Source organism: uncultured Nocardioides sp. (assembly GCF_947488025.1).
In the GTDB taxonomy this organism is placed as follows: domain Bacteria; phylum Actinomycetota; class Actinomycetes; order Propionibacteriales; family Nocardioidaceae; genus Nocardioides.
Window position 1 is genome coordinate 436,475 of sequence record NZ_CANKYS010000002.1, and the last position, 22,381, is coordinate 458,855.

Annotated in this window: 28 protein-coding genes; 8 read left to right on the top strand and 20 right to left on the bottom strand. The window is 72.9% G+C overall.

The annotated features are described in order from the left end of the window. Nucleotides 1–24: 24 nt before the first annotated feature. From coaD to Q1B24_RS05485, 4 genes are all read right to left on the bottom strand, one after another. Nucleotides 25–510, bottom strand: a complete 486-nt coding sequence (gene coaD, locus Q1B24_RS05470) for a pantetheine-phosphate adenylyltransferase (protein ID WP_299924407.1) — start codon at nucleotides 508–510, stop codon at nucleotides 25–27. A 54-nt stretch (nucleotides 511–564) separates the two neighbouring features. After that, a complete protein-coding gene (gene rsmD, locus Q1B24_RS05475) occupies nucleotides 565–1,134 on the bottom strand; it encodes a 16S rRNA (guanine(966)-N(2))-methyltransferase RsmD (RefSeq protein ID WP_299924410.1) in 570 nt (189 codons plus the stop codon). A gap of 61 nt (nucleotides 1,135–1,195) precedes the next feature. Further along, nucleotides 1,196–3,403, bottom strand: coding sequence for an ATP-dependent DNA helicase RecG (locus tag Q1B24_RS05480; protein WP_299924413.1), 2,208 nt, complete (start codon nucleotides 3,401–3,403; stop codon nucleotides 1,196–1,198). 17 nt (nucleotides 3,404–3,420) lie between these two features. Then, nucleotides 3,421–5,136 (bottom strand): DAK2 domain-containing protein, encoded by a 1,716-nt coding sequence (locus Q1B24_RS05485; protein ID WP_299924416.1) that lies wholly within the window; start codon nucleotides 5,134–5,136, stop codon nucleotides 3,421–3,423. 143 nt (nucleotides 5,137–5,279) lie between these two features. Between Q1B24_RS05485 and rpmB the strand changes: the two genes are divergently transcribed. After that, entirely contained in the window at nucleotides 5,280–5,465 is a 186-nt protein-coding gene (gene rpmB, locus Q1B24_RS05490; RefSeq protein ID WP_056602600.1) for a 50S ribosomal protein L28, read from the top strand. A 171-nt stretch (nucleotides 5,466–5,636) separates the two neighbouring features. Here the strand turns inward: rpmB and Q1B24_RS05495 are convergent, their stop codons facing one another. Beyond that, a complete protein-coding gene (locus Q1B24_RS05495) occupies nucleotides 5,637–6,599 on the bottom strand; it encodes a thiamine-phosphate kinase (RefSeq protein ID WP_299924430.1) in 963 nt (320 codons plus the stop codon). 117 nt (nucleotides 6,600–6,716) lie between these two features. On the opposite strand from Q1B24_RS05495, the gene Q1B24_RS05500 reads away from it, so the two are divergent. Together Q1B24_RS05500 and Q1B24_RS05505 are read left to right on the top strand one after the other, a co-directional pair. Then, nucleotides 6,717–6,953: an Lrp/AsnC ligand binding domain-containing protein gene (locus Q1B24_RS05500; RefSeq protein WP_135840790.1), complete on the top strand. Its 237-nt coding sequence runs from the start codon at nucleotides 6,717–6,719 to the stop codon at nucleotides 6,951–6,953. After that, the gene (locus Q1B24_RS05505) at nucleotides 6,950–7,477 is read left to right on the top strand and encodes a DUF3515 domain-containing protein (protein WP_299924433.1); all 528 of its coding nucleotides are present in this window, start codon (nucleotides 6,950–6,952) and stop codon (nucleotides 7,475–7,477) included. Before Q1B24_RS05500 ends, Q1B24_RS05505 begins: the two co-directional genes overlap by 4 nt. A gap of 3 nt (nucleotides 7,478–7,480) precedes the next feature. Here Q1B24_RS05505 and Q1B24_RS05510 read toward each other — a convergent pair whose 3' ends face one another. Then, complete coding sequence (locus Q1B24_RS05510; RefSeq protein WP_299924436.1) at nucleotides 7,481–8,638, bottom strand: D-alanine--D-alanine ligase family protein; 1,158 nt, start codon at nucleotides 8,636–8,638, stop codon at nucleotides 7,481–7,483. Between the two features lie 32 nt (nucleotides 8,639–8,670). On the opposite strand from Q1B24_RS05510, the gene Q1B24_RS05515 reads away from it, so the two are divergent. Continuing rightward, a complete protein-coding gene (locus tag Q1B24_RS05515) occupies nucleotides 8,671–9,756 on the top strand; it encodes an aminotransferase class I/II-fold pyridoxal phosphate-dependent enzyme (protein ID WP_299924439.1) in 1,086 nt (361 codons plus the stop codon). A gap of 209 nt (nucleotides 9,757–9,965) precedes the next feature. On the opposite strand, the gene Q1B24_RS05520 is transcribed toward Q1B24_RS05515, so the two are convergent. Both Q1B24_RS05520 and Q1B24_RS05525 read right to left on the bottom strand, forming a co-directional pair. Beyond that, complete coding sequence (locus tag Q1B24_RS05520; protein ID WP_299924442.1) at nucleotides 9,966–10,967, bottom strand: NAD(P)H-dependent glycerol-3-phosphate dehydrogenase; 1,002 nt, start codon at nucleotides 10,965–10,967, stop codon at nucleotides 9,966–9,968. After that, nucleotides 10,964–11,755 carry a lysophospholipid acyltransferase family protein gene (locus Q1B24_RS05525; RefSeq protein ID WP_299924445.1) on the bottom strand — a complete coding sequence of 264 codons (792 nt, stop codon included), beginning with the start codon at nucleotides 11,753–11,755 and terminating at the stop codon, nucleotides 10,964–10,966. The genes Q1B24_RS05520 and Q1B24_RS05525 overlap by 4 nt, the downstream gene beginning before the upstream one ends. 132 nt (nucleotides 11,756–11,887) lie before the next feature. On the opposite strand from Q1B24_RS05525, the gene cofC reads away from it, so the two are divergent. Next, nucleotides 11,888–12,550 carry a 2-phospho-L-lactate guanylyltransferase gene (gene cofC, locus Q1B24_RS05530; protein WP_299924448.1) on the top strand — a complete coding sequence of 221 codons (663 nt, stop codon included), beginning with the start codon at nucleotides 11,888–11,890 and terminating at the stop codon, nucleotides 12,548–12,550. Between the two features lie 48 nt (nucleotides 12,551–12,598). Here the strand turns inward: cofC and Q1B24_RS05535 are convergent, their stop codons facing one another. The 3 genes from Q1B24_RS05535 to leuC all read right to left on the bottom strand — a co-directional run bounded on the left by Q1B24_RS05535 (nucleotide 12,599) and on the right by leuC (nucleotide 15,493). Next, nucleotides 12,599–13,315 (bottom strand): HU family DNA-binding protein, encoded by a 717-nt coding sequence (locus Q1B24_RS05535; RefSeq protein WP_299924450.1) that lies wholly within the window; start codon nucleotides 13,313–13,315, stop codon nucleotides 12,599–12,601. Between the two features lie 115 nt (nucleotides 13,316–13,430). After that, complete coding sequence (gene leuD / locus Q1B24_RS05540; RefSeq protein WP_299924452.1) at nucleotides 13,431–14,030, bottom strand: 3-isopropylmalate dehydratase small subunit; 600 nt, start codon at nucleotides 14,028–14,030, stop codon at nucleotides 13,431–13,433. A 50-nt stretch (nucleotides 14,031–14,080) separates the two neighbouring features. Next, nucleotides 14,081–15,493, bottom strand: coding sequence for a 3-isopropylmalate dehydratase large subunit (leuC, locus tag Q1B24_RS05545; RefSeq protein WP_299924454.1), 1,413 nt, complete (start codon nucleotides 15,491–15,493; stop codon nucleotides 14,081–14,083). Nucleotides 15,494–15,577: 84 nt separating this feature from the next. Between leuC and Q1B24_RS05550 the strand changes: the two genes are divergently transcribed. Together Q1B24_RS05550 and add are read left to right on the top strand one after the other, a co-directional pair. After that, nucleotides 15,578–16,300, top strand: a complete 723-nt coding sequence (locus Q1B24_RS05550) for an IclR family transcriptional regulator (RefSeq protein ID WP_090972091.1) — start codon at nucleotides 15,578–15,580, stop codon at nucleotides 16,298–16,300. A gap of 90 nt (nucleotides 16,301–16,390) precedes the next feature. Next, on the top strand, nucleotides 16,391–17,422 hold the full coding sequence (gene add, locus Q1B24_RS05555) for an adenosine deaminase (RefSeq protein ID WP_299924460.1): 1,032 nt from the start codon (nucleotides 16,391–16,393) through the stop codon (nucleotides 17,420–17,422). On the opposite strand, the gene Q1B24_RS05560 is transcribed toward add, so the two are convergent. The 4 genes from Q1B24_RS05560 to Q1B24_RS05575 form a co-directional block, all read right to left on the bottom strand. Next, on the bottom strand, nucleotides 17,419–17,901 hold the full coding sequence (locus Q1B24_RS05560; RefSeq protein WP_299924463.1) for a methylated-DNA--[protein]-cysteine S-methyltransferase: 483 nt from the start codon (nucleotides 17,899–17,901) through the stop codon (nucleotides 17,419–17,421). The genes add and Q1B24_RS05560 overlap by 4 nt on opposite strands. Nucleotide 17,902: 1 nt before the next feature. Then, nucleotides 17,903–19,417 (bottom strand): AlkA N-terminal domain-containing protein, encoded by a 1,515-nt coding sequence (locus Q1B24_RS05565; protein WP_299924465.1) that lies wholly within the window; start codon nucleotides 19,415–19,417, stop codon nucleotides 17,903–17,905. A gap of 65 nt (nucleotides 19,418–19,482) precedes the next feature. Further along, a complete protein-coding gene (locus tag Q1B24_RS05570; protein WP_299924468.1) occupies nucleotides 19,483–20,070 on the bottom strand; it encodes a hypothetical protein in 588 nt (195 codons plus the stop codon). Next, complete coding sequence (locus tag Q1B24_RS05575; protein ID WP_299924471.1) at nucleotides 20,067–20,264, bottom strand: hypothetical protein; 198 nt, start codon at nucleotides 20,262–20,264, stop codon at nucleotides 20,067–20,069. Before Q1B24_RS05575 ends, Q1B24_RS05570 begins: the two co-directional genes overlap by 4 nt. Before the next feature lie 10 nt (nucleotides 20,265–20,274). On the opposite strand from Q1B24_RS05575, the gene Q1B24_RS05580 reads away from it, so the two are divergent. Further along, a complete protein-coding gene (locus Q1B24_RS05580) occupies nucleotides 20,275–20,577 on the top strand; it encodes a hypothetical protein (RefSeq protein WP_299924474.1) in 303 nt (100 codons plus the stop codon). A gap of 38 nt (nucleotides 20,578–20,615) precedes the next feature. Here Q1B24_RS05580 and Q1B24_RS05585 read toward each other — a convergent pair whose 3' ends face one another. From Q1B24_RS05585 to Q1B24_RS05605, 5 genes are read right to left on the bottom strand one after another with little or no spacing between them, the layout of a single operon-like run. Further along, nucleotides 20,616–20,984 carry an Asp23/Gls24 family envelope stress response protein gene (locus Q1B24_RS05585; protein ID WP_299924477.1) on the bottom strand — a complete coding sequence of 123 codons (369 nt, stop codon included), beginning with the start codon at nucleotides 20,982–20,984 and terminating at the stop codon, nucleotides 20,616–20,618. Beyond that, the gene (locus Q1B24_RS05590; RefSeq protein WP_299924480.1) at nucleotides 20,977–21,153 is read right to left on the bottom strand and encodes a DUF2273 domain-containing protein; all 177 of its coding nucleotides are present in this window, start codon (nucleotides 21,151–21,153) and stop codon (nucleotides 20,977–20,979) included. The genes Q1B24_RS05585 and Q1B24_RS05590 overlap by 8 nt, the downstream gene beginning before the upstream one ends. Then, nucleotides 21,150–21,548, bottom strand: coding sequence for a hypothetical protein (locus tag Q1B24_RS05595; RefSeq protein ID WP_299924483.1), 399 nt, complete (start codon nucleotides 21,546–21,548; stop codon nucleotides 21,150–21,152). The genes Q1B24_RS05590 and Q1B24_RS05595 overlap by 4 nt, the downstream gene beginning before the upstream one ends. Then, on the bottom strand, nucleotides 21,545–21,853 hold the full coding sequence (locus Q1B24_RS05600) for a hypothetical protein (RefSeq protein ID WP_299924486.1): 309 nt from the start codon (nucleotides 21,851–21,853) through the stop codon (nucleotides 21,545–21,547). The genes Q1B24_RS05595 and Q1B24_RS05600 overlap by 4 nt, the downstream gene beginning before the upstream one ends. Continuing rightward, a complete protein-coding gene (locus Q1B24_RS05605; RefSeq protein WP_299924489.1) occupies nucleotides 21,843–22,313 on the bottom strand; it encodes an Asp23/Gls24 family envelope stress response protein in 471 nt (156 codons plus the stop codon). Before Q1B24_RS05605 ends, Q1B24_RS05600 begins: the two co-directional genes overlap by 11 nt. Between the last annotated feature and the right edge of the window lie 68 nt (nucleotides 22,314–22,381).

The window sequence follows — 22,381 nt, forward strand, 5'->3', positions numbered from 1 at the left end:
GGGGAGCGGTGGGTCTCCCCGGGGTCAGGACGCGCGCTCGGCGAGCCGCGCCACGAGCTGCTCGCGGACCGGCTCGGGGACCAGCCCGCGTACGTCGCCGCCGAGCGCCGCGACCTCCCGGATCAGGCTCGAGGAGACGAACGCGTTGCCGACGGCGCCGGGGAGGAAGACGGTCTCGACGGCGGTCAGGTGGGAGTTCATCTGCGCCATCGGCAGCTCGTACTCGTAGTCGCCCGCCCCCCGCAGGCCCTTCACGATCGCCACCGCCTCGAGCTCGCGGCAGAAGTCGACGATGAGACCGTCGAACCCGGCGACCCGCACGTTGGCGATCTCCGCGGTGGCCTCGCGCAGCATCGCGATGCGCTCGTCGGGGGTGAACAACCGGTTCTTGCTCATGTTGACGCCGACGGCGACGACCACCTCGTCGAAGAGCGTCGCTGCTCGGGCGACGATGTCGAGGTGGCCGTTGGTCACCGGGTCGAACGACCCGGGGCAGACAGCGCGACGCACGGGCGTCCTTCCTTCGAGCTGGGACTTGGCGGGGCTCCTGGTCCCTTCTCGGGATCAGGGGGCCGGGGTGGCGTGACCGTACCAAAGCGCGGTCTCGCCGTAGCGCTTCGTGCGGTCCTCCTCCGTGCCGGGCGGCCAGGTGAGCACCGTGCGCTTCGCTGCTCGCTCGACGACGACCAGGGCGCCGGGCACGAGCCAGCCGTGCGCGACCAGCGCGACCAGGTCGGCGTCGACGTCCTCGTCGGACATCGGGTAGGGCGGGTCGGAGAAGACGATGTCGTAGGGCGCGGCGGGCGGCGAGGCGAGGAACGCCGCGACCGAGGTGGCCACCACCCGGGCCCGGGCGAAGCCGAGCGTGGCTGCGTTGCGGGTGATGAGGGCGGCCGTGCGCCGGTCCTGCTCGACCATCGTCACGACGCCCGCACCGCGCGACCAGGCCTCGAGCCCGACCGCGCCGGAGCCGGCGTAGAGGTCGAGGAAGCGCAGACCGTCGAGCGAGCCGGTGCGCGACTCGATGGCCGAGAAGAGGGCCTCGCGCACCCGGTCGCTCGTGGGGCGGGTCGTCTGTCCGCGCGGGGTCTCCAGTCGGCGGCCCCCCGCCGTTCCCCCGATGATCCGAGTCATGTCCCCGTGCTGTGCCCTTCTCCGTCCAGCCCTTGTCCCGGCCCTTGTTCCGGCCCTTGCCTCAGCCCTTGTCCAGGTAGGCCGACGCTGCTGAACGCTCCACCTCGGCGACGGCGTCGGCCAGGTCGGGCGCCCCTGCGAGCGCAGGATCCTCGGAGAGTAACGCCTCGGCGGCGTTTCGGGCGCGGACGATCGTCTTCTCGTCGCGCAATACCCGAAGTGTGACGAGGCCGGACCTGAATCCCGACTGGTGGGCGCCCAGCACGTCGCCCTCGCGACGCTGCTCGAGGTCGACGCGGCTCAGCTCGAAGCCGTCCGTGGTCGCGGCGACGGCGTCGAGGCGGTCGCGGGCGGGGGTGCCGAGGTCGGCGTGGGACACCAGCAGGCACAGTCCGGGCAGCCCGCCCCGACCGACCCGACCGCGCAGCTGGTGCAGCTGCGAGACACCGAACCGGTCGGCGTCGAGGAGCACCATCGCGGTGGCGTTGTGGACGTCGACCCCCACCTCGATGACCGTGGTCGAGACGAGCACGTCGACCTCGCCTGCCGCGAAGGCCCTCATCGTGCGGTCCTTGTCGTCGGGTGCCATCCGTCCGTGCAGCACGGCCGTGCGGACCCCGGCCAGGGGGCCCGCCGCCAGCTCGGCGTGGACGTCCTCGACCGCTGCGAGGGGACGCCGGGGCGTGATGTCGGCGCCGTCCTCGTCGAAGTCGAGCTGGTCGGTCTCGCCCTCCTCGCCGGCGTCGCCGGAGATACGGGGGCACACGACGTAGGCCTGGTGGCCCTGCTCGACCTCCTCGCGCACCCGCTGCCAGACCCGGTCGATCCACGAGGGCTGGTCGGCCAGCGGGACGACGTTGGTCTGGATGGGCGCGCGACCGGCCGGGAGCTCGGTGAGGACGGAGGTCTCGAGGTCGCCGAAGACGGTCATGGCCACGGTGCGCGGGATCGGGGTCGCCGTCATCACGAGCACGTGGGGCGGCGTACCGGCCTTGTCGGTGAGCGCTGCTCGCTGCTCGACGCCGAAGCGGTGCTGCTCGTCGACGACGACCAGGCCCAGGTCGGCGAACTGCACCTTGTCCTCGAGGAGGGCGTGGGTGCCGATCACGATGCCGGCCTCGCCGGTGACGATGCGCAGCATCGCCTCCTGGCGGGCCGCCTTGCCCATCGACCCGGTGAGCAGCACGACCTGGGTCGCGTCGGCGTCGCCGCCGAGCATGCCTCCCTGGGCGAGGTCACCGAGCATCGCGGAGATCGAGCGGTGGTGCTGCTGGGCGAGCACCTCGGTGGGGGCGAGCAGCGCGGCCTGCCCGCCGGAGTCGACGACCTGCAGCATCGCGCGGAGGGCGACCAGCGTCTTGCCCGAGCCGACCTCGCCCTGGAGCAGCCGGTTCATCGGGTGGTCCCGGCCGAGCTCCTCGGCGACCAGGTCACCGATCTCCCGCTGCCCGCCGGTGAGCTCGAACGGCAGCCGCGCGTCGAAGGCCGCCAGCAGACCGTCGTCGCGGAGGGTGCGGGCCCGCGCGCCCTGCGCGCGGTGGGCCGCCCGGCGCCGGGCGAGGACGAGCTGGAGCACCAGCGCCTCCTCGAAGCGGAAGCGCTTCTGGGCGGCTCCGACCTGCGCCCAGTCGTCGGGGGCGTGGATCCAGCGCAACGCCTGCATCACGTCGAGCACCCCGAACCGCTCGCGCAGCTCGGGGGTGAGCAGGTCGGGCACGCCGGCGACGAGGTCGAGCGCGGCCGTGACGACCTTCTGGATGTCCCAGGAGTAGAGCTTGGCGGTGAGGGGGTAGATCGGGATGAGCCTGCTCAGCGAGACGGCCTCGTCACCGTCGAGGGCGAAGCCGTGGGGTTGCTCGAGCTGCCAGCTGCCCCGGAACTGCTTCGCCTTGCCGGTGAAGATCGCCCGGCTGCCCGGACGGAACTGCGCCTCGTGGCGCTCGGCCTGGTTGGCGTAGGGGCTGAACAGGGTGACCGAGAAGTCGGGACCGTCGGTGCGCAGGCGCACCGTCGTCCGGAACTGGCGGCGGTTGCCGCTGGTGAACGGCGCGCTCTCGCAGGACCGGACCTCACCCACGATGGTCAGCTGCTCGCCCACGACCGGCGTGGCGACCTCCGACAGCTCGGCGGCGGCGACGTAGCGGCGCGGGAAGTGGCGCAGCAGGTCGCCGACCGTCGTCAGGCCCAGGCCCTCCTCGGCGAGCTTGCGCTTCTTGTGGCTGTTGCCGAACACCGCGCCGATCGGGCTGTCCGGGGTGATCGCGACCATGGGGTGATCTTGGCCGGTCACTCGACGCTGACGAGCAACGGGTAGCGGGGTTGGCCGCCGTCGTGGACGGCGACGTCGACGGTCGGATGTCGTTGCTCCACGCGTGCGGCGACGCGGTCGGCGAGCTCGACCCCGCCCTCGCCGGAGACGATCGTGACCAGCTCGCCACCGCCGGCGAGCAACCGCTCGAGCACCTCGTCGGCCACGGTCTCGAGGTCGGCTCCCACGACGGCGAAGTCGCCGGCGATCACGCCGAGCGCGTCGCCCGGCTCGCACGGACCGGCCATCGTGATGGCACGCCTGGCGGCGATGGTCACGGCGCCATGACGGGCGTGGCGGGCCGTCGCGGTCATCTCCCGCACGTCGGCGTCGAAGGCGCGACCGGGCTCGTGGACCGAGATCGCGGCCAGCCCCTGGACCTGTGCCTGGGTCGGGATCACCTCGACGGCGACGTCGTGCTCCGCCTCTGCCGTCCGGGCCGCGATCTCGGCGGCGCGCACGGTGTCGCCGTCGTTGGGCAGCACCACCACCTCGGCCGCGCCGCACGAGACGATCGCCTCGAGCAGCTGGCCGGTGGAGGGGCGTCGCCCGGGTCCCCCGGTGACCACGACCGCGCCCGCCGACTCGAAGAGGGCCGTCAGTCCGGGCCCGGCCGCGACCGCGACCACCCCTCGGCCCGTGCGGGTCGAGGTCCGCCGCCGGCCGGCGACCTGGTCGGCGAAGTGGGTGACGCGGATGCGGTGCGGTCGCCCGGCGGTGATCCCGGCCTCGATGGCGGCACCGACGTCGTCGACGTGCACGTGGACGTTCCACAGGCCGTCGCCGCCCACCACCACCAGGCTGTCCCCGAGCGTGGCGAGGGTCGCGCGGAGGTCGGCGACCTGCGCGTCGCCGGCGTCGAGCAGGTACATCACCTCGTAGCCCGGACCGTCCTCGGTGAGGTCGTCACCGGGGGCCGTCGTGGCCACCGGGATGAGATGGGTGCCGATCGGAGCCGACCAGGGCGTGGGTCGCCGACCGGTCGCCGTGGTCTCCACGGCGTCGAGGACGACGCACAGCCCACGACCGCCGGCGTCGACGACCCCGGCGTGGGCCAGCACGTCGAGCTGCTCGGGCGTGCGGGCGAGGGCGGCCCGGGCGGCTGCTGCCGCCTCGGTGAAGACGTCGCGGGTGCGCGCCCCGCGACCGGCCGCCTCCAGCGCCGCGTCGGAGGCGGCGCGTGACACGGTGAGGATCGTGCCCTCGACCGGTGTGCCCACAGCGGCATAGCTGGCCTCGGTCGCCTCGGCCATCGCCGCGGCGATCGTCTCGGCCGGCTTGTCGGCGATCGCGGCGCCCGCGAGGTGGTGCACGTAGGCACGCAGCATCTGGCTGAGGATCACCCCGGAGTTGCCACGCGCGCCCATGAGCGCGGCCCGGGCGAGCACCGCCATGCCGTCGCCGAGGGAGAGCTCGGGATCCCCCGCCCGGGCCTCGCGCAGCGCGTCGCGGGCGGCCGACACGGTGAGGAACATGTTGGTACCGGTGTCGCCGTCGGGCACCGGGTAGACGTTGAGGGCGTCGATCTCCTCGCGGGCCGAGGACAGCGCGTCGGTCGCGATCTCGACGAAGCGCGCGACGCCGTCCAGCGTGATGCCGTGGGTGACGTGCTCCATCGCGTCGGTCTGCTCCCGGGTGTCTGCTCGAAGAGTGGGTCGTGCGGCTGCCTCGTCGTACGATGTGGTGCGCGCCACAGGGTAGTGCCCGGCACCCACGGCCCCTGCGATTTCATCTCCCCGCAGGTCCTCGGCTACTCTTGCGCGGTTGCCTGCTGCCGCTTCCTGCGGGGTGCGGGCCTCGTGAACATCTATCAACCTCGAACGGATCGGAGTGCACGGTGGCTGCCGTCTGCGACATCTGCGCCAAGAAGCCGGGCTTCGGAAACAACCGTCCCTGGTCGCGCAAGATCACCAAGCGTCGTTTCAACCCCAACATCCAGCGCGTCCGGGCAACCGTCAACGGCACGCCCAAGCGCCTCAACGTCTGCACCGGTTGCCTCAAGGCCGGCAAGGTCTCGCGCTGACCTGACGTCTTCTTCGTCGAGAGCCCCCGTCGCTGCTGCGACGGGGGCTTCGTCGTTCCCCGATAGTTTTCGGGGACCTCGCTCCTGGGGACTCCCCGCTCATGCGGGGAGTCCGCCACGTGGAGGGGGTTGTCCACCCCCCGAGGTGTCGGACTCCCCCGCCAGGTCGGCTCAGAAGTGGGTCCACCCGGTCGGGCCGTCGTAGGCCCCGCCGTCGACGGTGACGCCCTCCCCCTCGGTCACCTCGCCGACGACCTGCCAGCCGGCCGGCACCGAGGCCACGTCGGGGAAGGTCGCCAGCAGGGCGTGGTCGTCGCCGCCGCCGAGGATGAACTGCAGCGGGTCGGCACCGAGCGCCGCGCCGACCGCCTGGAGCGGCTCGGGGATCTCGAACGCGCCGCTGCGGACGTCGATGGCGACGCCGCTGGCCTCCGCGAGGTGGCCGGCCTCGGCGAGCAGGCCGTCGGAGATGTCGATGAGGGCGCTCGCGCCCGCCTCGGCCGCCTGCTTGCCCGCGGCGTACGGCGGCTCCGAGCGGCGGTAGGCCTCGACGAGCACGCGCGGGGAGCGGAAGCCGCGACCGAGGACCGCGAGACCGCCTGCGGCCCACCCCTGCCGACCGGTGAGCGCGAGCACGTCGCCCGGCTGGGCGCCGGAGCGCAGGACGGGCGCCTGGCTGCACTGGCCCAGCACGGTGACGGCGATCATCACCTGCTCGGCACGGGTGACGTCGCCGCCCACCACGGTGGCACCGACCCTCGCGCACTCCTCGGCGAAGCCGCGGGCGAAGTCGAGCGCCCAGGCGACCGGGAGGTCGGCCGGAGCGGCGAGGCCGATCGTGAGGTGGCGCGCGGTGCCGCCCATGGCGTTGACGTCGGACAGGTTCTGGGCGGCCGCCCGGTGGCCGACGTCGTCGGCGCTGGCCCAGTCCCGGCGGAAGTGCCGGCCCTCGACCATCAGGTCGGTGGAGACCACCACGTGGCCGTGCTTGATGCGCAGCACGGCGGCGTCGTCACCGGGTCCGACGAGCACGTGCTCGTCGCCCTCGAAGGTCTCACCCGACTGGGCGATGAGCTCGGCGATCAGGCCGAACTCGCCTGCCTCGCCGAGGGTTGCGTCCGCTGCAAGTGCCATGGGCCCATCCCACCAGACGGGGGCCGTGACCACTGTCACCCATCCCCTGTCGGGGCCGGTGCGCGGCGCGGTAGGTTGTGCCGGTCACACCCGATGAACGAGACCGAGGAGTCCACGATGGTCGTCCAGGCCTACATCCTGATCCAGACCGACGTTGGCAAGGCCGCCGAGGTGGCCAAGGCCATCGCCCAGGTCAACGGCGTCACGCTCGCCGAGGACGTCACCGGTCCCTACGACGTGATCGTCCGTGCCGAGGCCAAGAACGTCGACGAGCTCGGCAAGCTCGTCGTCTCCAAGGTGCAGAACCTCGACGGCATCACCCGCACGCTCACCTGCCCGGTCGTCCACATTTGAGCCGTCCGGCCCACGTGCACCTGCGTCAACGCCTCGGTCCGTCCTCGGGCCGGGGCGTCGTCGCGTCCGGAGCCGCCCTGCTCGTGCTCGTCGTCGCGGGGTGCAGCAGCACCCCGACCATCGACGACGCGGACCTCTCGGGGGCCGACCGGGCCGCGTGCGAGTCCCTGGTCGCCGACCTCCCCGACACCCTCGCGGGGCTCGAGCGGCGCGAGGTCGAGCCGGCCGACGCGCTGGGCGCGGCCTGGGGCGATCCGGCGTACGTCCTCACGTGCGGGGCCCCCGAGCCCGGCGACTACGAGCCGACCGCCGAGTGCAACGTCATCGAGGGCGTCGGCTGGTGGGTCCCCGACGACCAGCTCTCCGACCTGTCGGAGGACGCGACCCCCATCGCCCTGAGCCTGCGGCCCCACGTCGAGGTCTCGGTGCCGGCGGACTACCGCACCGAGGGGATCGACCAGGCGCTGGCCGAGCTGGCGCCGGCGCTGACGGAGCACCTCGGCGAGGGGCTCTCCTGCCTATAGGGCTCAGCGCAGGCCGGTGTCACGCCGCAGCGCGAGCTGGACGAGCCGGTCGACGAGGTCGGGGTAGGACATCCCGGTGGCGGCCCAGAGCTGGGGGTACATCGAGGTCGGGGTGAAGCCCGGCATCGTGTTGAGCTCGTTGATCACCAGCGAGCCGTCGGGCATCACGAAGAAGTCGACGCGCGCGAGACCCTCGCACGACAGCGCCTCGAAGGCGCGCACGGCCATCGCCCGCAGCCCCTGCTCGGTCTCGGCCGGCAGGTCGGCGGGGATGTCGATCTCGGTGTGCTGGTCGGCGAGGTACTTGGCCTCGAAGTCGTAGAACTCGTGGTCGCCGCCGGTGCGCACCTCACCGGGCCGCGAGGTCTCCGGTGGGCCCTCGAGCGTGCCGAGCACGCCGCACTCGACCTCGCGTGCGCCCTCCATCGACTGCTCGACCAGGACCTTGGGGTCGTGCCGGAAGGCCTCCTCGAGGGCCTCGTCGATCTCCGAGGCGTCGTGGACCTTGCTGATCCCCATGCTCGACCCGGCCCGCGCCGGCTTGGCGAAGGAGGGGAACCCGAGCGCCTCGACCCGGGCGCGTACGCCGACCGCGTCCAGCTCGTGCTCCGTGCGGGTGACGACGATGCCGGGGGTGACCGGGAGGCCGGCGGCCTGCAGGACGACCTTCATGTAGGCCTTGTCCATCCCGATCGCGGAGGCGAGCACCCCGGAGCCGACGTAGCGCACGCCGGCCATCTCGAGCATCCCCTGCAGGGTGCCGTCCTCGCCCCACGGGCCGTGGAGCAGCGGGAAGACCACGTCGACCTCGCCGATCACCGACGGGACGCTGGCCGGTTCGGCGACGACGAGGTCGGTGCCGGTGGCGGCGCCCATCAGGGCCACCGGCGACCTGCCGGCGTCGACCTGCGGCAGGTCGTTGCCGCGGATCGCGAGCCGGGTGGGCTCGTCGCTCTCCAGCACCCACCGGCCGTCGGCGGCGATCCCGACCGGCACGACGTCGTAGGCCTCGCGGTCGATCGCGGCCAGCACGCTCCCCGCGGTCACGCACGAGATGCCGTGCTCGGAGGAGCGGCCCCCGAAGACGACTGCGACGCGCGGCTTGCGGCTGGTGGGGTCGGTGGCGGGGTCGGCGGTCTTGTCAGGGGAGGTGTGGTTCATCGCCTCGACCCTATCCACCTACGCTGGCGCGCATGGCTGCAGACACGACTTCCGGCTCCCCCCTCCGGCCCGGCACGATCGCCGTCACGGCCGGCCGGCCGGACAAGGTCCCCGACGCCCCGCTCAACACCCCGATCACCATGGCCGCGACCTACGTCGCCGGCGGCGAGGTGGAGTACGGCCGCTACGGCAACCCGACCTGGACGGCGCTCGAGGACGCGCTCGGCGCCCTCGAGGGTGGTCGTTGCCTGACCTTCGCCTCGGGCCTGGCCGCCGTCGCGACGGTGCTCGACCTGGTGGGCGCGGAGGGCAAGGTCGTCGTGCCCAGGCACGGCTACACCGGCACGATCATGCAGCTCGCCGACCTCGAGTCGCGCGGTCGGCTGACGGCCGAGATGGTCGACATCACCGACACCGACGCGGTGGTCGCGGCGTGCGACGGCGCGGCGCTCGTGTGGCTGGAGTCGCCCACCAACCCAGCCCTCGAGGTCGCGGACATCCCCACGATCACGAAGGCCGCGCACGAGGCGGGCGCCTACGTCGTCGTCGACAACACCTTCGCCACTCCCCTGCTGCAGCGTCCGCTCGAGGACGACGTCGACCTCGTCGTGCACTCCGCGACCAAGTACCTCGCCGGCCACTCCGACGTACAGATGGGCGCGATCATCACCCGCGACGACGACCTGTGGGCCGTGCTCAAGGGACGCCGCGACCTCGTGGGCGCCATCCCGGGTCCGTTCGAGGCGTGGCTGACGCTGCGCGGGCTGCGCACCCTCCACCTGCGGGTCGAGCGCGCGCAGGCCAACGCCCAGGAGCTCGTACGCCGACTCGGCGAGCACCCGGCACTGTCGGAGGTGCGCTACCCCGGCTTCGGCGCGATCGTCAGCATCGTCCTGGCCCAGGGCGAGATGGCCGCCGACCTGCTCAGCCGCAAGACGCGGCTGTGGATCCACGCCACCTCGCTCGGCGGTGTCGAGTCGAGCCTCGAGCGTCGCCGCCGCTGGAAGGCCGAGGCCGCCACCATCCCCGACGGCCTCGTCCGGCTCTCCGTCGGCATCGAGGATGTCGAGGACCTCTGGGACGACCTGCGCGCCGCGCTCGACGGGTGTGTGGGGTAGCGACGACCGCTGGTCGAGGAGGTCGCCGACCCATCGCTGGTTGAGGAGGTCGCGCAGCGACCGTCTCGAAACCCCGGCTGGCGGAGGCTGCTTCTCGGCTGCCCGGATTTCGGCGCGCTCGTGCGACTTCGTTCCTCAGTCGCGTCGCTTGCTCAATCTGGCCGCCCCCACGCCCCGACCTCGTTCCTCGGTCGGAGCTGGGCGTCTCATCAGTGCAGCTCGGGCTTGGTGTCGCGGGCGATGAAGGAGTTCATCATGTCGTGCGCGGTCATCTTGCCGTCGACGACCGCGTCGACGGCCTCGGCGATCGGGGCGTCGACGCCGGTGCGGCGGGCCAGCTCGAGCAGTGACTTGCAGGACTTGGCACCTTCGGCCACCTGGCGGGTCGAGGCGTAGATCTCCTCGGTCGTCATGCCCTGGCCGAGGCGCTCCCCGAAGGTGCGGTTGCGGGACAGCGGCGACGAGCACGTGGCGACGAGGTCGCCGAGGCCGGCGAGGCCCATCAGCGTCAGCGGGTTGGCGCCCTGCGCGGTGGCCAGGCGGGCGGTCTCGGCGAGCCCGCGGGTGATGACCGAGGCGGTGGTGTTGTCGCCGAACCCCAGCCCGACGGCCATGCCGACGGCGAGGCCCACGACGTTCTTGTAGGCGCCGCCGATCTCGCAGCCGAGCACGTCGACCGAGGTGTAGGGCCGCCAGGACGGTCCGTGCGTGACGGCCTGGAGGTGCTTGGCGCGCTCCTCGTCGACGCAGGCGACGACGGACGCGGCCGGCTCCCGGCGGGCGATCTCGCGCGCCAGGTTGGGACCGCTGATGACGGCGATCCGGTCGGCCGACGCATCGGTGACCTCCTGGATCACCTCGCTCATCCGCATGAGCGAGCCGAGCTCGACGCCCTTCATCAGCGAGACGAGCGTGGCCTTCTCGGGCAGGATCGGCGCCCAGGCGGTGAGGTTCTCGCGCAGGCTCTGGGACGGCACGGTGAGCACCACGACGTCCGCGTCGGCGGCGACCTCCTCGGCATCGGTGGACGCGGAGATCGACGGCGGGAGCTCGATGCCCGGGAGGTAGTCGGTGTTCTCGCGGCGCTCGTTGATCGCCTCCACGACCTCCCCGCGGCGTGCCCACAGGGACACGTCGTTGCCGGCGTCGGCCAGCACCAGCGAGAACGCGGTGCCCCACGACCCGGCGCTGAACACTGCGATCTTCGTCATCGGGTGCGCTTCCTCTTCGTCCGGTGTGCCCCGTCGTGGGCGGTGTCGTGCGGGTTGCCGATCTCGCGTACGCCGCTGCTGCGGGGGTCGTAGCGCTGCGTGGGCGGTGTCTCGTGGCGGATGTCGGCGACGATCTCGGTGATCGCGTCCATGATGCGATCGGTCGCTCGCGCCGTCCGCTCGGTCGACGACGGCAGCGCGAGGAGGTCGTCGAGCGGCACCGGGTCCCCCGCCTTCATCACGATGTTCTTGCGCGGGACCAGGTGCGGCTTCTTCGTGTAGGGCGGGAGCACCTCGTGCGCGCCCCACTGGCCCACCGGGATGACCGGGCAGCCGGTGGCGAGCGCGAGCCGGGCGGCGCCGGTCTTGCCCTTCATCGGCCACAGGCCGGGATCGCGCGTCAGCGTGCCCTCGGGGTAGACGATGATGCACTCGCCGTCGCCGATGGCCTTGACCGCGGCGTCGTACGCGCCGATCGCGTTGCGGCTCAGCCGCTCGACCGGGATCTGGCCCGCGGAGGTCAGGAAGCCGCCGAGGTACTTGTTGGCGAAGAGCCCGGACTTCGCCAGGTAGCGCGGCAGGCGGCCGTGGTCGTAGACGAAGTGCGCGGAGAGCAACGGGTCGACGTGGGAGATGTGGTTGATCACCACGATGCAGCCGCCGGTGGCCGGGATCTTCTCGCCGTCGATCCAGGTGCGGGAGGTGGCGCTGAGCAGCGTCGGCTTGAGGATCGTCGCGGCGACCGTGATGGCCCAGCCGCGCTTCTGCTCGAGCTTCCTGACGCGCACCCGACATCCCCTCCCCTCGTGCTGTGCTCGCGGGCCAGGCCCGGACGCTCCCTGCGTCGCGAGCAGGCTACTCGGTCGGCGGGGTGCGGGGACCCCACCGGCACGCTGGTCCCGGGTGGGAGGATCATCGCGATGTCCGCCGATCCCCGGGCCGCGCGCTGCGTGGTCGTCGTACCCGTCAAGCCGCCCACCTACGGGAAGTCGCGGTTGAGCGGGCTTCCCGACGACCAGCGACGCGACCTCGCCGAGGCCTTCGCGCTCGACACGGTCCAGGCCGCCACCGCCACGCCGGGCGTCGACGCCGTCCTCGTCGTCACCGACGACCACCGACTCGCTGCGTCCGTGCGCACCCTCGGCTGCGAGGTGATCCCGGACGGCGTGAGCAACGACCTCAACGCCACGCTCGTGCAGGCGGCCGCCGAGGTCGCGCGGCGCTGGCCGGGCGCGGTGCCCGTGGTGCTGTGCGCCGACCTGCCGGGCGTGCGACCCGTCGAGCTCGCCGGGGTGCTCGGCGAGGTGCACGACCAGGTCGCTGCCGGCCGGGTCGCCTTCGTGCGCGACCACACCGGCCGGGGCACCACCTTGTACGCCGCTCCTGCCGACGCGTTCGACCCGTCGTTCGGTGTCGCGTCCGCGACGCGGCACGAGGCAGCCGGCGCCGTCGAGGTGGGCACCACCGCGACCAGCGTGCGTACGGACGTCGACGACCCCGACGACCTCGGCGCGGCCCTGCTCGCCGGGGTCGGTCCGCACACGACGCGGGCAAGCGAGGGGCGGGCCACCCACTCGGGGTGACCCGCCCGTGTCACGCGGCTGCAGCAGGACTGCAGCGAAGGAGCTGCGTCAGGACTTCTTCGCGGTCTTCTTCGCCGTCGTCTTCTTGGCCGTGCTCTTGGTGGCCGGAGCCTTCTTGGCCGGCGTCTTCTTCGCCGGGGCCTTCTTGGCCGCCGTCTTGCTGGCCGTGCTCTTGCTCGCGGTGCTCTTGCTGGCCGTGCTCTTGCTCGCCGTCGACTTGCTGGCGGTCGACTTGCTGGCGGCCTTGGTGGCGGTCTTCTTCGCGGGCGCCTTCTTGGCGGTGCTCGCGGTGGTGGACTTCTTGGCCGTCGACTTCTTGGCGGTGCCGGCCGCCTTCGTCGCGGTCTTCTTGGCCGGTGCGGCCGCCTTGGAGGCAGTCGACCTGGCCGGTGCGGACTTCTTGGCGGCAGCGCCGGTCACGGCTGCGGCCGCAGCCCGGACGCCGGGCGGCTTGGGCATCGTCGCGGCGGTCAGCTTCGGCAGCTTCTTGGCGCCCGAGATGACGTCCTTGAGCTCCTTGCCGGCGGAGAACTTCGGCACGGCCTTCTTCTTCGACTTCATCCGCTCGCCGGTCTGCGGGTTGCGGACCCAGCGCGCGTTGCGGACGGCCTTCTCGAACGAGCCGAAGCCGGTGATCGCGACCTTCTCGCCCTTGGCCACCTCGCGGGTGATGGTGTCGAGCACGGACTCCAGTGCATGGGCCGCCTGCTTGCGGTTCCCCTCGTAACGCGCGGCGAGCGCGTCGATGAGCTCTGACTTGTTCACTAGCTTCCCTTCCCAATGAACCTCGGACGCCGAGCTCGTGCTCGACCTTCTCAAGGCACGCTAGGCACATGGAAGGGTGAGAACAATCACCAAAGCCCCTGTTTGTAGGGGTTTTTCAGGCCGTGACGGGCTTCCAGCTCGGTCGGCCCGCCTCGAAGGAGGTGATGTCGGCGTCGTGGGACAGGGTGATGCCGATGTCGTCGAGACCCTCGAGGAGACGCCAGCGCGTGTAGTCGTCGATGTCGAAGGAGTCCTCGACGGCGCCCTCGCCCACCCCCGCGCGGACGGTGCGGCTCTCCAGGTCGACGGTGATCTCGCCACCCGGGTTGTCCTCGAGCCAGTCCCACAGGCGCTGCACGACCTTCTCGTCGACCTGCGCCGCGAGGAGCCCTGCCTTGCCGGAGTTGCCGCGGAAGATGTCGGCGAAGCGCGAGGAGATGACGGCCTGGAAGCCGTAGTTCTGCAGGGCCCACACCGCGTGCTCGCGCGAGCTGCCGGTGCCGAAGTCGGGACCCGCGACGAGCACGGAACCACCGGCGTACACGGGGTTGTTGAGCACGAAGTCGGGATCGTTGCGCCAGGCCGCGAAGAGTCCGTCCTCGAAGCCCGTGCGCGTCACCCGCTTGAGGTAGACCGCCGGGATGATCTGGTCGGTGTCGACGTTGCTGCGCTTGAGCGGCACACCGACGCCGGTGTGGGTGGTGAACTTGTCCATCGGGAGCTCCTGGTTCAGAACGGTTTCGAGACAGTCGCTGCGCGACTTCCTCAACCAGCGAGGGCGGGCAGGTCGGCGGGCGAGGAGAGCGTGCCGCGCACGGCGGTGGCGGCGGCGACGGGCACCGAGACGAGGTGCGTACGACCGCCCTTGCCCTGCCGACCCTCGAAGTTGCGGTTGGACGTCGAGGCACTGCGCTCACCCGGTGCGAGCTGGTCGGGGTTCATGCCCAGGCACATCGAGCACCCCGCGCCGCGCCACTCCGCGCCCGAGGCGATGAAGACCTTGTCGAGGCCCTCGGCCTCGGCCTGGAGGCGTACGCGGACCGAGCCGGGCACGACGAGCAGGCGGGTGTCGGCGGCGACGGTGCGGCCCTCGAGGATCGACGCCGCGAGGCGCAGGTCCTCGATGCGACCGTTGGTGCAGGAGCCGACGAACACCGTGTCGACCTTGACCTCGCGCAGGGGCGTGCCGGCCTCGAGACCCATGTACTGCAGGGCCTTCTCGGTCGCGACCTTGTCGTTGGGCTCGTCGAAGTCGTCGGGGCTCGGGACCGTCGCACCGAGCGGCGCGCCCTGGCCGGGGTTGGTGCCCCACGTGACGAACGGCGTCATCGTGGAGGCGTCGAGCTCGATCTCCTTGTCGAAGACGGCGTCGTCGTCGGTGCGCAGCGTCTTCCAGTGCGCGACCGCGGCGTCCCAGTCGGCACCCCTCGGCGCCTCCGGCTTGCCCTCGATGTAGTCGAAGGTGGTCTGGTCGGGAGCGATCAGTCCTGCCTTCGCACCCCACTCGATCGACATGTTGCACACCGTCATCCGGCCCTCCATCGAGAGCTCCTCGATGGCCTGGCCGCGGTACTCGACGATGTAGCCCTGCCCGCCGCCGGTGCCGGTGTGCGTGATGAGGGTGAGGACGAGGTCCTTGGCGGTGACGCCGTCGGGGAGGCTGCCGTTGACGGTGACGGCCATCGTCTTCGGGCGCGCCTGCGTCAGGGTCTGCGTGGCCAGCACGTGCTCGACCTCGGAGGTGCCGATGCCGAAGGCGATCGCACCGAACGCACCGTGCGTGGAGGTGTGGGAGTCACCGCACACGATCGTCATGCCCGGCTGCGTGAGGCCCAGCTGCGGGCCGACGACGTGGACGATGCCCTGCTCGACGTCGCCCAGCGGGTGGAGGCGGACGCCGAAGTCAGCGCAGTTCTTGCGCAGCGTCTCGACCTGGGTGCGACTCACCGGGTCGGCGATCGGCTTGTCCCAGTCGAGGGTGGGCACGTTGTGGTCCTCGGTCGCCAGGGTGAGGTCGGGACGGCGCACGGACCGGTTCGCCAGGCGGAGGCCGTCGAAGGCCTGCGGCGAGGTCACCTCGTGGAGGAGGTGGAGGTCGATGAAGAGGAGGTCGGGCTCCCCGGGGGCACTCCGGACGACGTGCTCGTCCCAGACCTTCTCGGACAGGGTCTTGCCCATGACACAAACTCCTTTGCCTTTGCCGCGTGCGGTGGGACGACGCTACCTCTTGCATCCCACTCTCTGAGATGAGAATATCGGCATATGGACAACGGATCTGGCGTCGGCGTACTCGACAAGGCCGCGCTCGTGCTCGCAGCACTGGAGGCCGGACCGGCCACCCTGGCCGGCCTGGTGGCGGGCACCGGCCTGGCCCGGCCGACCGCGCACCGCCTCGCGGTCGCCCTCGAGCACCACCGCCTCGTCGCCCGCGACATGCAGGGCCGGTTCGTCCTCGGACCGCGGCTGGCCGAGCTGTCGGCGGCTGCCGGCGAGGACCGCCTGCTCGCCGCTGCCGGGCCCGTGCTCGCCCGGTTGCGCGACATCACCGGCGAGTCCGCGCAGCTGTGGCGCCGCCAGGGCGAGCACCGCGTGTGCGTGGCCGCCGCCGAACGCCCGTCCGGCCTGCGCGACACGATCCCGGTCGGTTCGCAGCTCACCATGAACGCCGGTTCCGCCGCCCAGATCCTGCTCGCGTGGGAGGACCCCGAGCGGATGCACCGCGGCCTGCAGAACGCCGCCTTCTCCGCCACCGCCCTGTCCGGCATCCGCCGACGCGGCTGGTCGCAGTCGGTCGGCGAGCGCGAGCAGGGCGTGGCCTCGGTCTCGGCCCCCGTCCGCTCCCCCGGCGGCAAGGTCATCGCAGCGGTGTCGGTCTCCGGCCCCCTCGAGCGCCTGTCCCGCCAGCCCGGCCGGATGCACGCGCCCGCCGTGCTCGCCGCGGCCGATCGGCTGTCCGAGTCGCTGCGCCGCGCCGCGTCTGAGTAGCCGCCGGCTCGGCGCCTGACGCCGTCCACGGGTCCAGACCGCTCCGCAGGAGCGGTGACGTGGCGTCGGGCCGGTGGGACGATGCGGCCCATGGACGGACTTGCGCGCGCACTCGAGGCGTTGCCCAAGGTCGACCTGCACTGCCACGTCGAAGGCACCATGCGGCCGACGACCGTGGTCGAGCTGGCGAGGAAGAACGGCGTGCCGCTCCCCACCGCAGAGCCCGCGGACCTCTACACCTACTCCTCGCTCGACGAGTTCCTCGCCGTCTTCTGGCTCGTCCAGTCGACCCTCGTCGATCGGGACGACTGGGCGCGCCTGGCCTACGAGGCGGTCACCGACAGCGCCCGGCACGGCGTCGTGCACCAGGAGTGCTTCTTCACCCCGGCGCGCCACCTCGCAGGCGGTCAACGGCTCGCGGCGATCGTCGCGGGGCTCGACGAAGGCCTGGCGGCCGCCGAGGCCGAGACCGGTACGACGTGTCGGTTGATCGCCGACATGGACCGGGCGTTCGGCCCGGAGGCCGGCCGCCAGCTCGTCGAGGAGCTCGTCGGGCTCAGGTCGGCACGGTCGCCGGGCACGGACCGGGTGATCGGCGTCGGCATGGACTCGACCGAGCTCGGTGTCGACTCCACGACCTACGCGCCGGCCTACGACGTGGCGCGCGCCGCCGGCCTCCGGCTGACCGGTCACCAGGGTGAGAACTCGACCGCGCAGCAGGTCGCCGCGTGTCTCGACGCCCTCGGGCTCGAACGGCTGGACCACGGCGTGCCGGTCCTCGACAGCGCCGTGCTGACCGCGCAGATGGTCGACGAACGCATCCCGATCACCGTCTGTCCGACCTCCAACGTGGTGATCGCCCACTGCTTCGACCGCCTCGAGGACCACGTGCTGCCGCGGATGCGTGCGGCCGGCCTGCTCGCGACCGTCAACACCGACGACCCGGCGCTGAGCGACCTCGACCTCGGTCGGGAGTACGCCGCCGTGGCCGAGGCCTTCGGTTGGGGCTGGAACCAGATGGTGGAGGTCGCCCTCGACGGCATCGAGGCGAGCTGGCTCGACGAGTCGGAGAAGGCCGACCTGCGCGCCCGGGTGGTGATGGCCGAGGGGCCGCGGGTCTAGAAGAGCGCGTCCTGCTCCAGCTCGAGCAGCTGCTGCTTGCGCTCGGGTCCGCCCGCGTAGCCGGTCAGCGTGCCGTTGGCGCCGATGACCCGGTGGCACGGCACCACGATGGGGATCGGGTTGCGACCGTTGGCCAGTCCGACCGCGCGGGAGGCCGCGTTGGTCATGCCCAGGCGACCCGCGATCTCCCCGTAGGACGCGGTCTCGCCGTAGCCGATCAGCCCGAGCTGGGTCCACACCCGACGCTGGAAGTCGGTGCCGACCGGCGCCACCGGCAGGTCGAAGTCCGTGAGCTCACGGTCGAAGTACGCCGTCAGCTGCCGCACCGCCTCGACGAGCACCGGGAGGTCGTCGGAGCGCGCACCGAGCGGGCGCCCGTCGGCCGGCTGCCGGAACGGCGAGAACTCGATCGCCACGATCGAGCCGTCGCGCTCCACGACGCGCAGGTCGCCGACGGGCGAGGGCATCACGGTCCACATGTCAGTTCTCCTCATCGGCGCGGGGCGGCGCAGGGGTGTCGGGCATCAGGGTGTTCCACAGGTGCATCAGGGCATAGGAGCGCCACGGCCTCCACCGGTCGGGATCGGGCTCGCCGCTGCCGGACGTGGCCAGCTCGCCCAGGAGCCGGCGCACCGCCAGGTCCGTGGGCAGGAAGACGTCAGGATGCCCGAGCGCCCGCATGGCCACGTAGTCGGCCGTCCACGGCCCGATGCCGGGCAGCTCGAGCAGCGCGCGGCGTACGTCGTCGCGGTCGGGGCCGCGGTCGAGCAGCACCCTCCCCTCGGCGAGCGCCGCGGCGAGCCCGACCAGCGCCCGGCCCCGCGCGCGAGGCATCGGCAGGGTGGCGGGATCGGCGGCCGCGAGCGACGCGGCGTCGGGGAAGAGGTGCGTCAGCCCCGGCACGTCCGACTCGAGGGGCCGCCCGTGCGCGGCGACGAGCCGACCGGCGACGGTGCGAGCGCCCGTCACGCTGACCTGCTGGCCGATGACCGTGCGGATCGCCGTCTCGTCGCCGTCCACCTGACCGGGCACGCGGAGACCGGGCGTCGACCCCACGAGGTGCCCCAGGCCCGGGTCGGCCCCGAGGTGGCCGTCCACGGCACGCGGGTCGCAGTCGGCGTCGAGCAGCCGGCGTACGCGCTCGCTCGCGGCCGCGGTGTCGCGCAGGTCCTCGAGCCGGAACTCGGCGGTCACGAAGCCGGTCCCACCGCCGGGGCGGTCGGACGTGTCGGGCAGGTCGGTCAGCTCCACCACCACCGTGCCGCTGCCGTGGGGCAGGTCGAGCGTCCGGGCGTACCAGCCGGGTCCGGCGACCTCGACACCCGGCACGAGGTGGTAGGCGAGGAAGGCGAGCAGCCGGCCGCCGGCGAAGGGGGTGCGGACGGGGAGCCGCATGGTGACGGCGCCGGCGCTGCGGGTGCCGCTCCGGCGACCGCGCAGCTCGCTGGGCGACGACGCGTAGATCTCGCGGAGCGTCTCGTTGAACTGCCGGACGCTGGCGAAGCCGGCCGCGAAGGCGACGTCGGTGAGCGGCAGGTCGGTGGTCTCGATGAGCACCCGCGCGCTCTGCGCCCGACGCGCCCGTGCCAGGGCCAGCGGTCCCGCACCGAGCTCCTGGGTCAGCAGCCGGCCCAGGTGGCGCGGGGTGTAGCCCACCCGGCGGGCCAGCCCGTCGACGCCCTCGCGGTCGACGAGGCCGTCGGCGATCAGGCGCATGGCGCGCCCGGCGACGTCGGCGGCGACGTCCCACTCCGGACTGCCGGGCGTCGCGTCGGGCAGGCAGCGCTTGCAGGCGCGGTAGCCGGCGGCGTGCGCGCTCGCCGCGGTCGGGTGGAACGTGACGTTGCCGGGCGCGGGGGTCCGCGCCGGGCACGAGGGACGGCAGTAGATGCCGGTGGTGCGCACTGCGGTGTAGAAGACCCCGTCGAAGCGGCGGTCCCGGCTGCGGACGGCGCGGTAGCAGGCCTCGGTGTCGAGGTGCCCGGTCGGTGTCATGACCCGAGCCTGTCACCCGCGCGCACCCGGCACCAGCGGAAAACGGACACCGCCGTGAGCCGCTCCTACTCCTGTACGGCGATATCAGTCGTGCGCCGGGTGAGCGGCTGGCGCGCCGGGCCCCGGAGCAGGAACCGCACCCGGACCGCGTCGTCGGGGAAGGCCTCTGCCACCTCGCGCTCGAGCTGGCCGGCCGCCTGGACGAGGGCGTCGGCCTCGGCCTCCACCTCCACGTGCGCGGACAGCTCGACGACCTCGGGTGCGTCCGGGAGCACGCGACCGCGCGCGCCGGTCACCGGGGCCAGGTCGCTCCAGCGCCCGGCCAGGGTGGAGGCGAGCGAGGACCGGTCGACCTCCAGCCGTCCGCTCGGGTCGCTCCCGGCGAGCCGGCTGGTGCCGCGGGTGAGCCGCGGGCGGTGCGAGGACAGCCAGGCCAGGCCGACGAGGCCGAGGGCGATGCCCGCGGCCGCCCAGGCCCAGGGCCACCAGGTGCTGTCGAGCACCGGATCGGCGTCCGACGTCCGCAGGGTGCCGCCGAGCCGGCCGGTCAGGTCGAGGCGCCACTCCCACGCGAGGAGTGCGAGAGCCAGCAGGACCAGGCCGAGCAGGACGGTGACGGAGCGGTCGGTGCCGCGGGTGCGACGGGTGGTCATGCGATCTCCTCCTCGACGAGTCGTACGTCGACGCGGCGAGCGCCGAGTGCGCTGCCGGCGGTGTTCCCCACCTCGCGTGCCCGCTGCACGGTGGCGGTGTCGGTCGCGCCGTCGCGGGTCACGACGTCGAGGACCACGCGGCCCCGCGACGAGCGAGCCACGCGCGCCGCCACCACGCCCTGGGACCGGTCCACGGCACCGCGGGTGACCTCGGCGATCGCCGAAGGGCTCGACCAGAGGCGGGCGTCGCCGGCAGCCGGCACGTCGCCGCTTCGCCGGCAGCAGGCCCGCGAGGACCAGCAGCAGACCCAGCACGCCGACGGCGGTGGCGACGGCCAGCACGCCGGCAGACGGCTCGAGGCCGTCCAGGCTGCGGACGCCAGCGCCCAGCCAGGGCTCACCGGTGGCCCAGCCCTGGGCGACGGCGAGGTCTCGGACGGCGACGACGGCGACGCCGACGAGCGCGAGCGCCACGACGACGCCGATGGCCACCGCGCGGTGGGGTGAGACGGGCGGTCGCGCCAGGGCGCGATCGGTGCGGCTGCTCATGAGGTCCTCCTGTCGTCGGTGCCGTCGAGCCTGACGGTGACGTCGACCGAGGCGAGGCGGACCCCGCTCAGCTCGGACGCACGGTCGAGCACGTGGCGTCGTACGTCGGTGGCGATCCGGTTCACGGGAGCCGGCCACTGACAGGCGACCTCGATCTGGACGCGGGCGTTGGTGCCGCGCACGCGCACCGAGGCGCGCGGGCTGCCGGAACGCACACCGGCCAGGCCGCCGTCGGTCCGACGGACCCCCGGTACCTCGAGCGCGACCGTCTCGACGATGTGCTGGAGGGCCTGCGCGCGGACGTTGAGGCTGCCGCGCCCCTCGGCCACGGGCGTCGTGGTGCTGCGCTCGGCCACCTCACTCACGTCGACCTCGCACGAGCGATCGGACGTCGACCTCGCCGTCGACGTGGCCGCCGACCAGGTAGCCGACGGTCCCGAGGACCACGGCCAGGAGCAGCCCGGTCAGGCCGCCCGTCGTGATGGCGATGGTCAGCAACAGGCCTGCGATGAGGCCCAGGGTGGACGTGGTCATGCTCGCTCCTCTGACAGGTACGTGTAGTGGCGCGCGGGCCACGACGCCGGGCGGTGACGCGCGGCGAGGCCGCGCAGCCGGCGGCGGGCCCGGCGGGCCCGGCGCGACGTGCGTGAGCGCAGGGTGGTGGTGACGGTGACCGTGCTGGTGGCGGGCCGGGCGCACCCCGCGCCCGGGCCCGCCGCAGCAGCGCCGACGCCGGGGGCCACCCCCGTAGCCGTCTCCGGCGTCGTTCCCGACCCTGCTCCCACCCCGGCGGGGTGGGGCTGCTCGAAGGCGCGCATCACGTCGATGAACGCCTCGGTGTCGCCGCCCAGGTCGGGGTGGACGGCCCGCAGCGCAGCACGCCTCGCGGCACGTCGCTCGCGGACCGTCCGGTCGGCGCTGCTGGTCATGGGGTCCCCGGGTCGGCTCCGGGGGCGGCGATGTCCTCCACCGCCACGTGCACCGTGCCCGGGACGATCGCAGCGACACGCGCGCGCACCTCGTCGGTGGTGGCGGTGATCGGTGCGCCCCACGACAGGACCAGGTGGACCTGGGTGTCCCCGTCGCGCAGGCGTACGCCGGTCACACGGCGTCCCGGCAGGTAGGTCGCGACCTCGCCGAGCACGCCCCCGTGCAGGTCGTGGACCCCGGGGACGGCCAGGACGGCACGTGCCACCCGGTCGGCGAGCTCGGCCGGGGTCGGCTCACTGGACACGCGTGGTCGCCGGCTCCTCGTCCGGCTCGTCGCCCTCCAGGAAGACGTCGTGGACGGTGATGTTGACCTCGGTCACCTCCAGGCCGGTCATCCGCTCGACCTGGTCGACGACGTTGCGACGGATGGCCGCGGCGAGGTCGGCGATCGCGACGCCGTACTCGGCGACGATGTCGAGGTCGACGGCGGCCTGGTGCTCCCCCACCTCGACGCCCACGCCCTGGCTCAGGTTGGTGCGCGAGCCCGGGATCCGCTCGCGGAGGGCGCCCACGGCGCGGGCCGTGCCACCACCGAGGTCGTGGACACCGCTGATCTCGCGGGCGGCGATGCCGGCGATCTTGGAGACGACGGTGTCGGCGATCGAGGTCTTGCCCTGCTCGCTCACGAGCGCTCCGGTGCCGGTGCCGGTCGTCGCGACGGACGTCGTCGTGGCCGGCGTGGTCGGCGTCTGCTTCTCGGTCATGGTCTCTCCGTTCGTACGTGCTCCCGTTCCGCGGTGGTCGGGACACGGGTTGGTCGTATCGAGTTCGC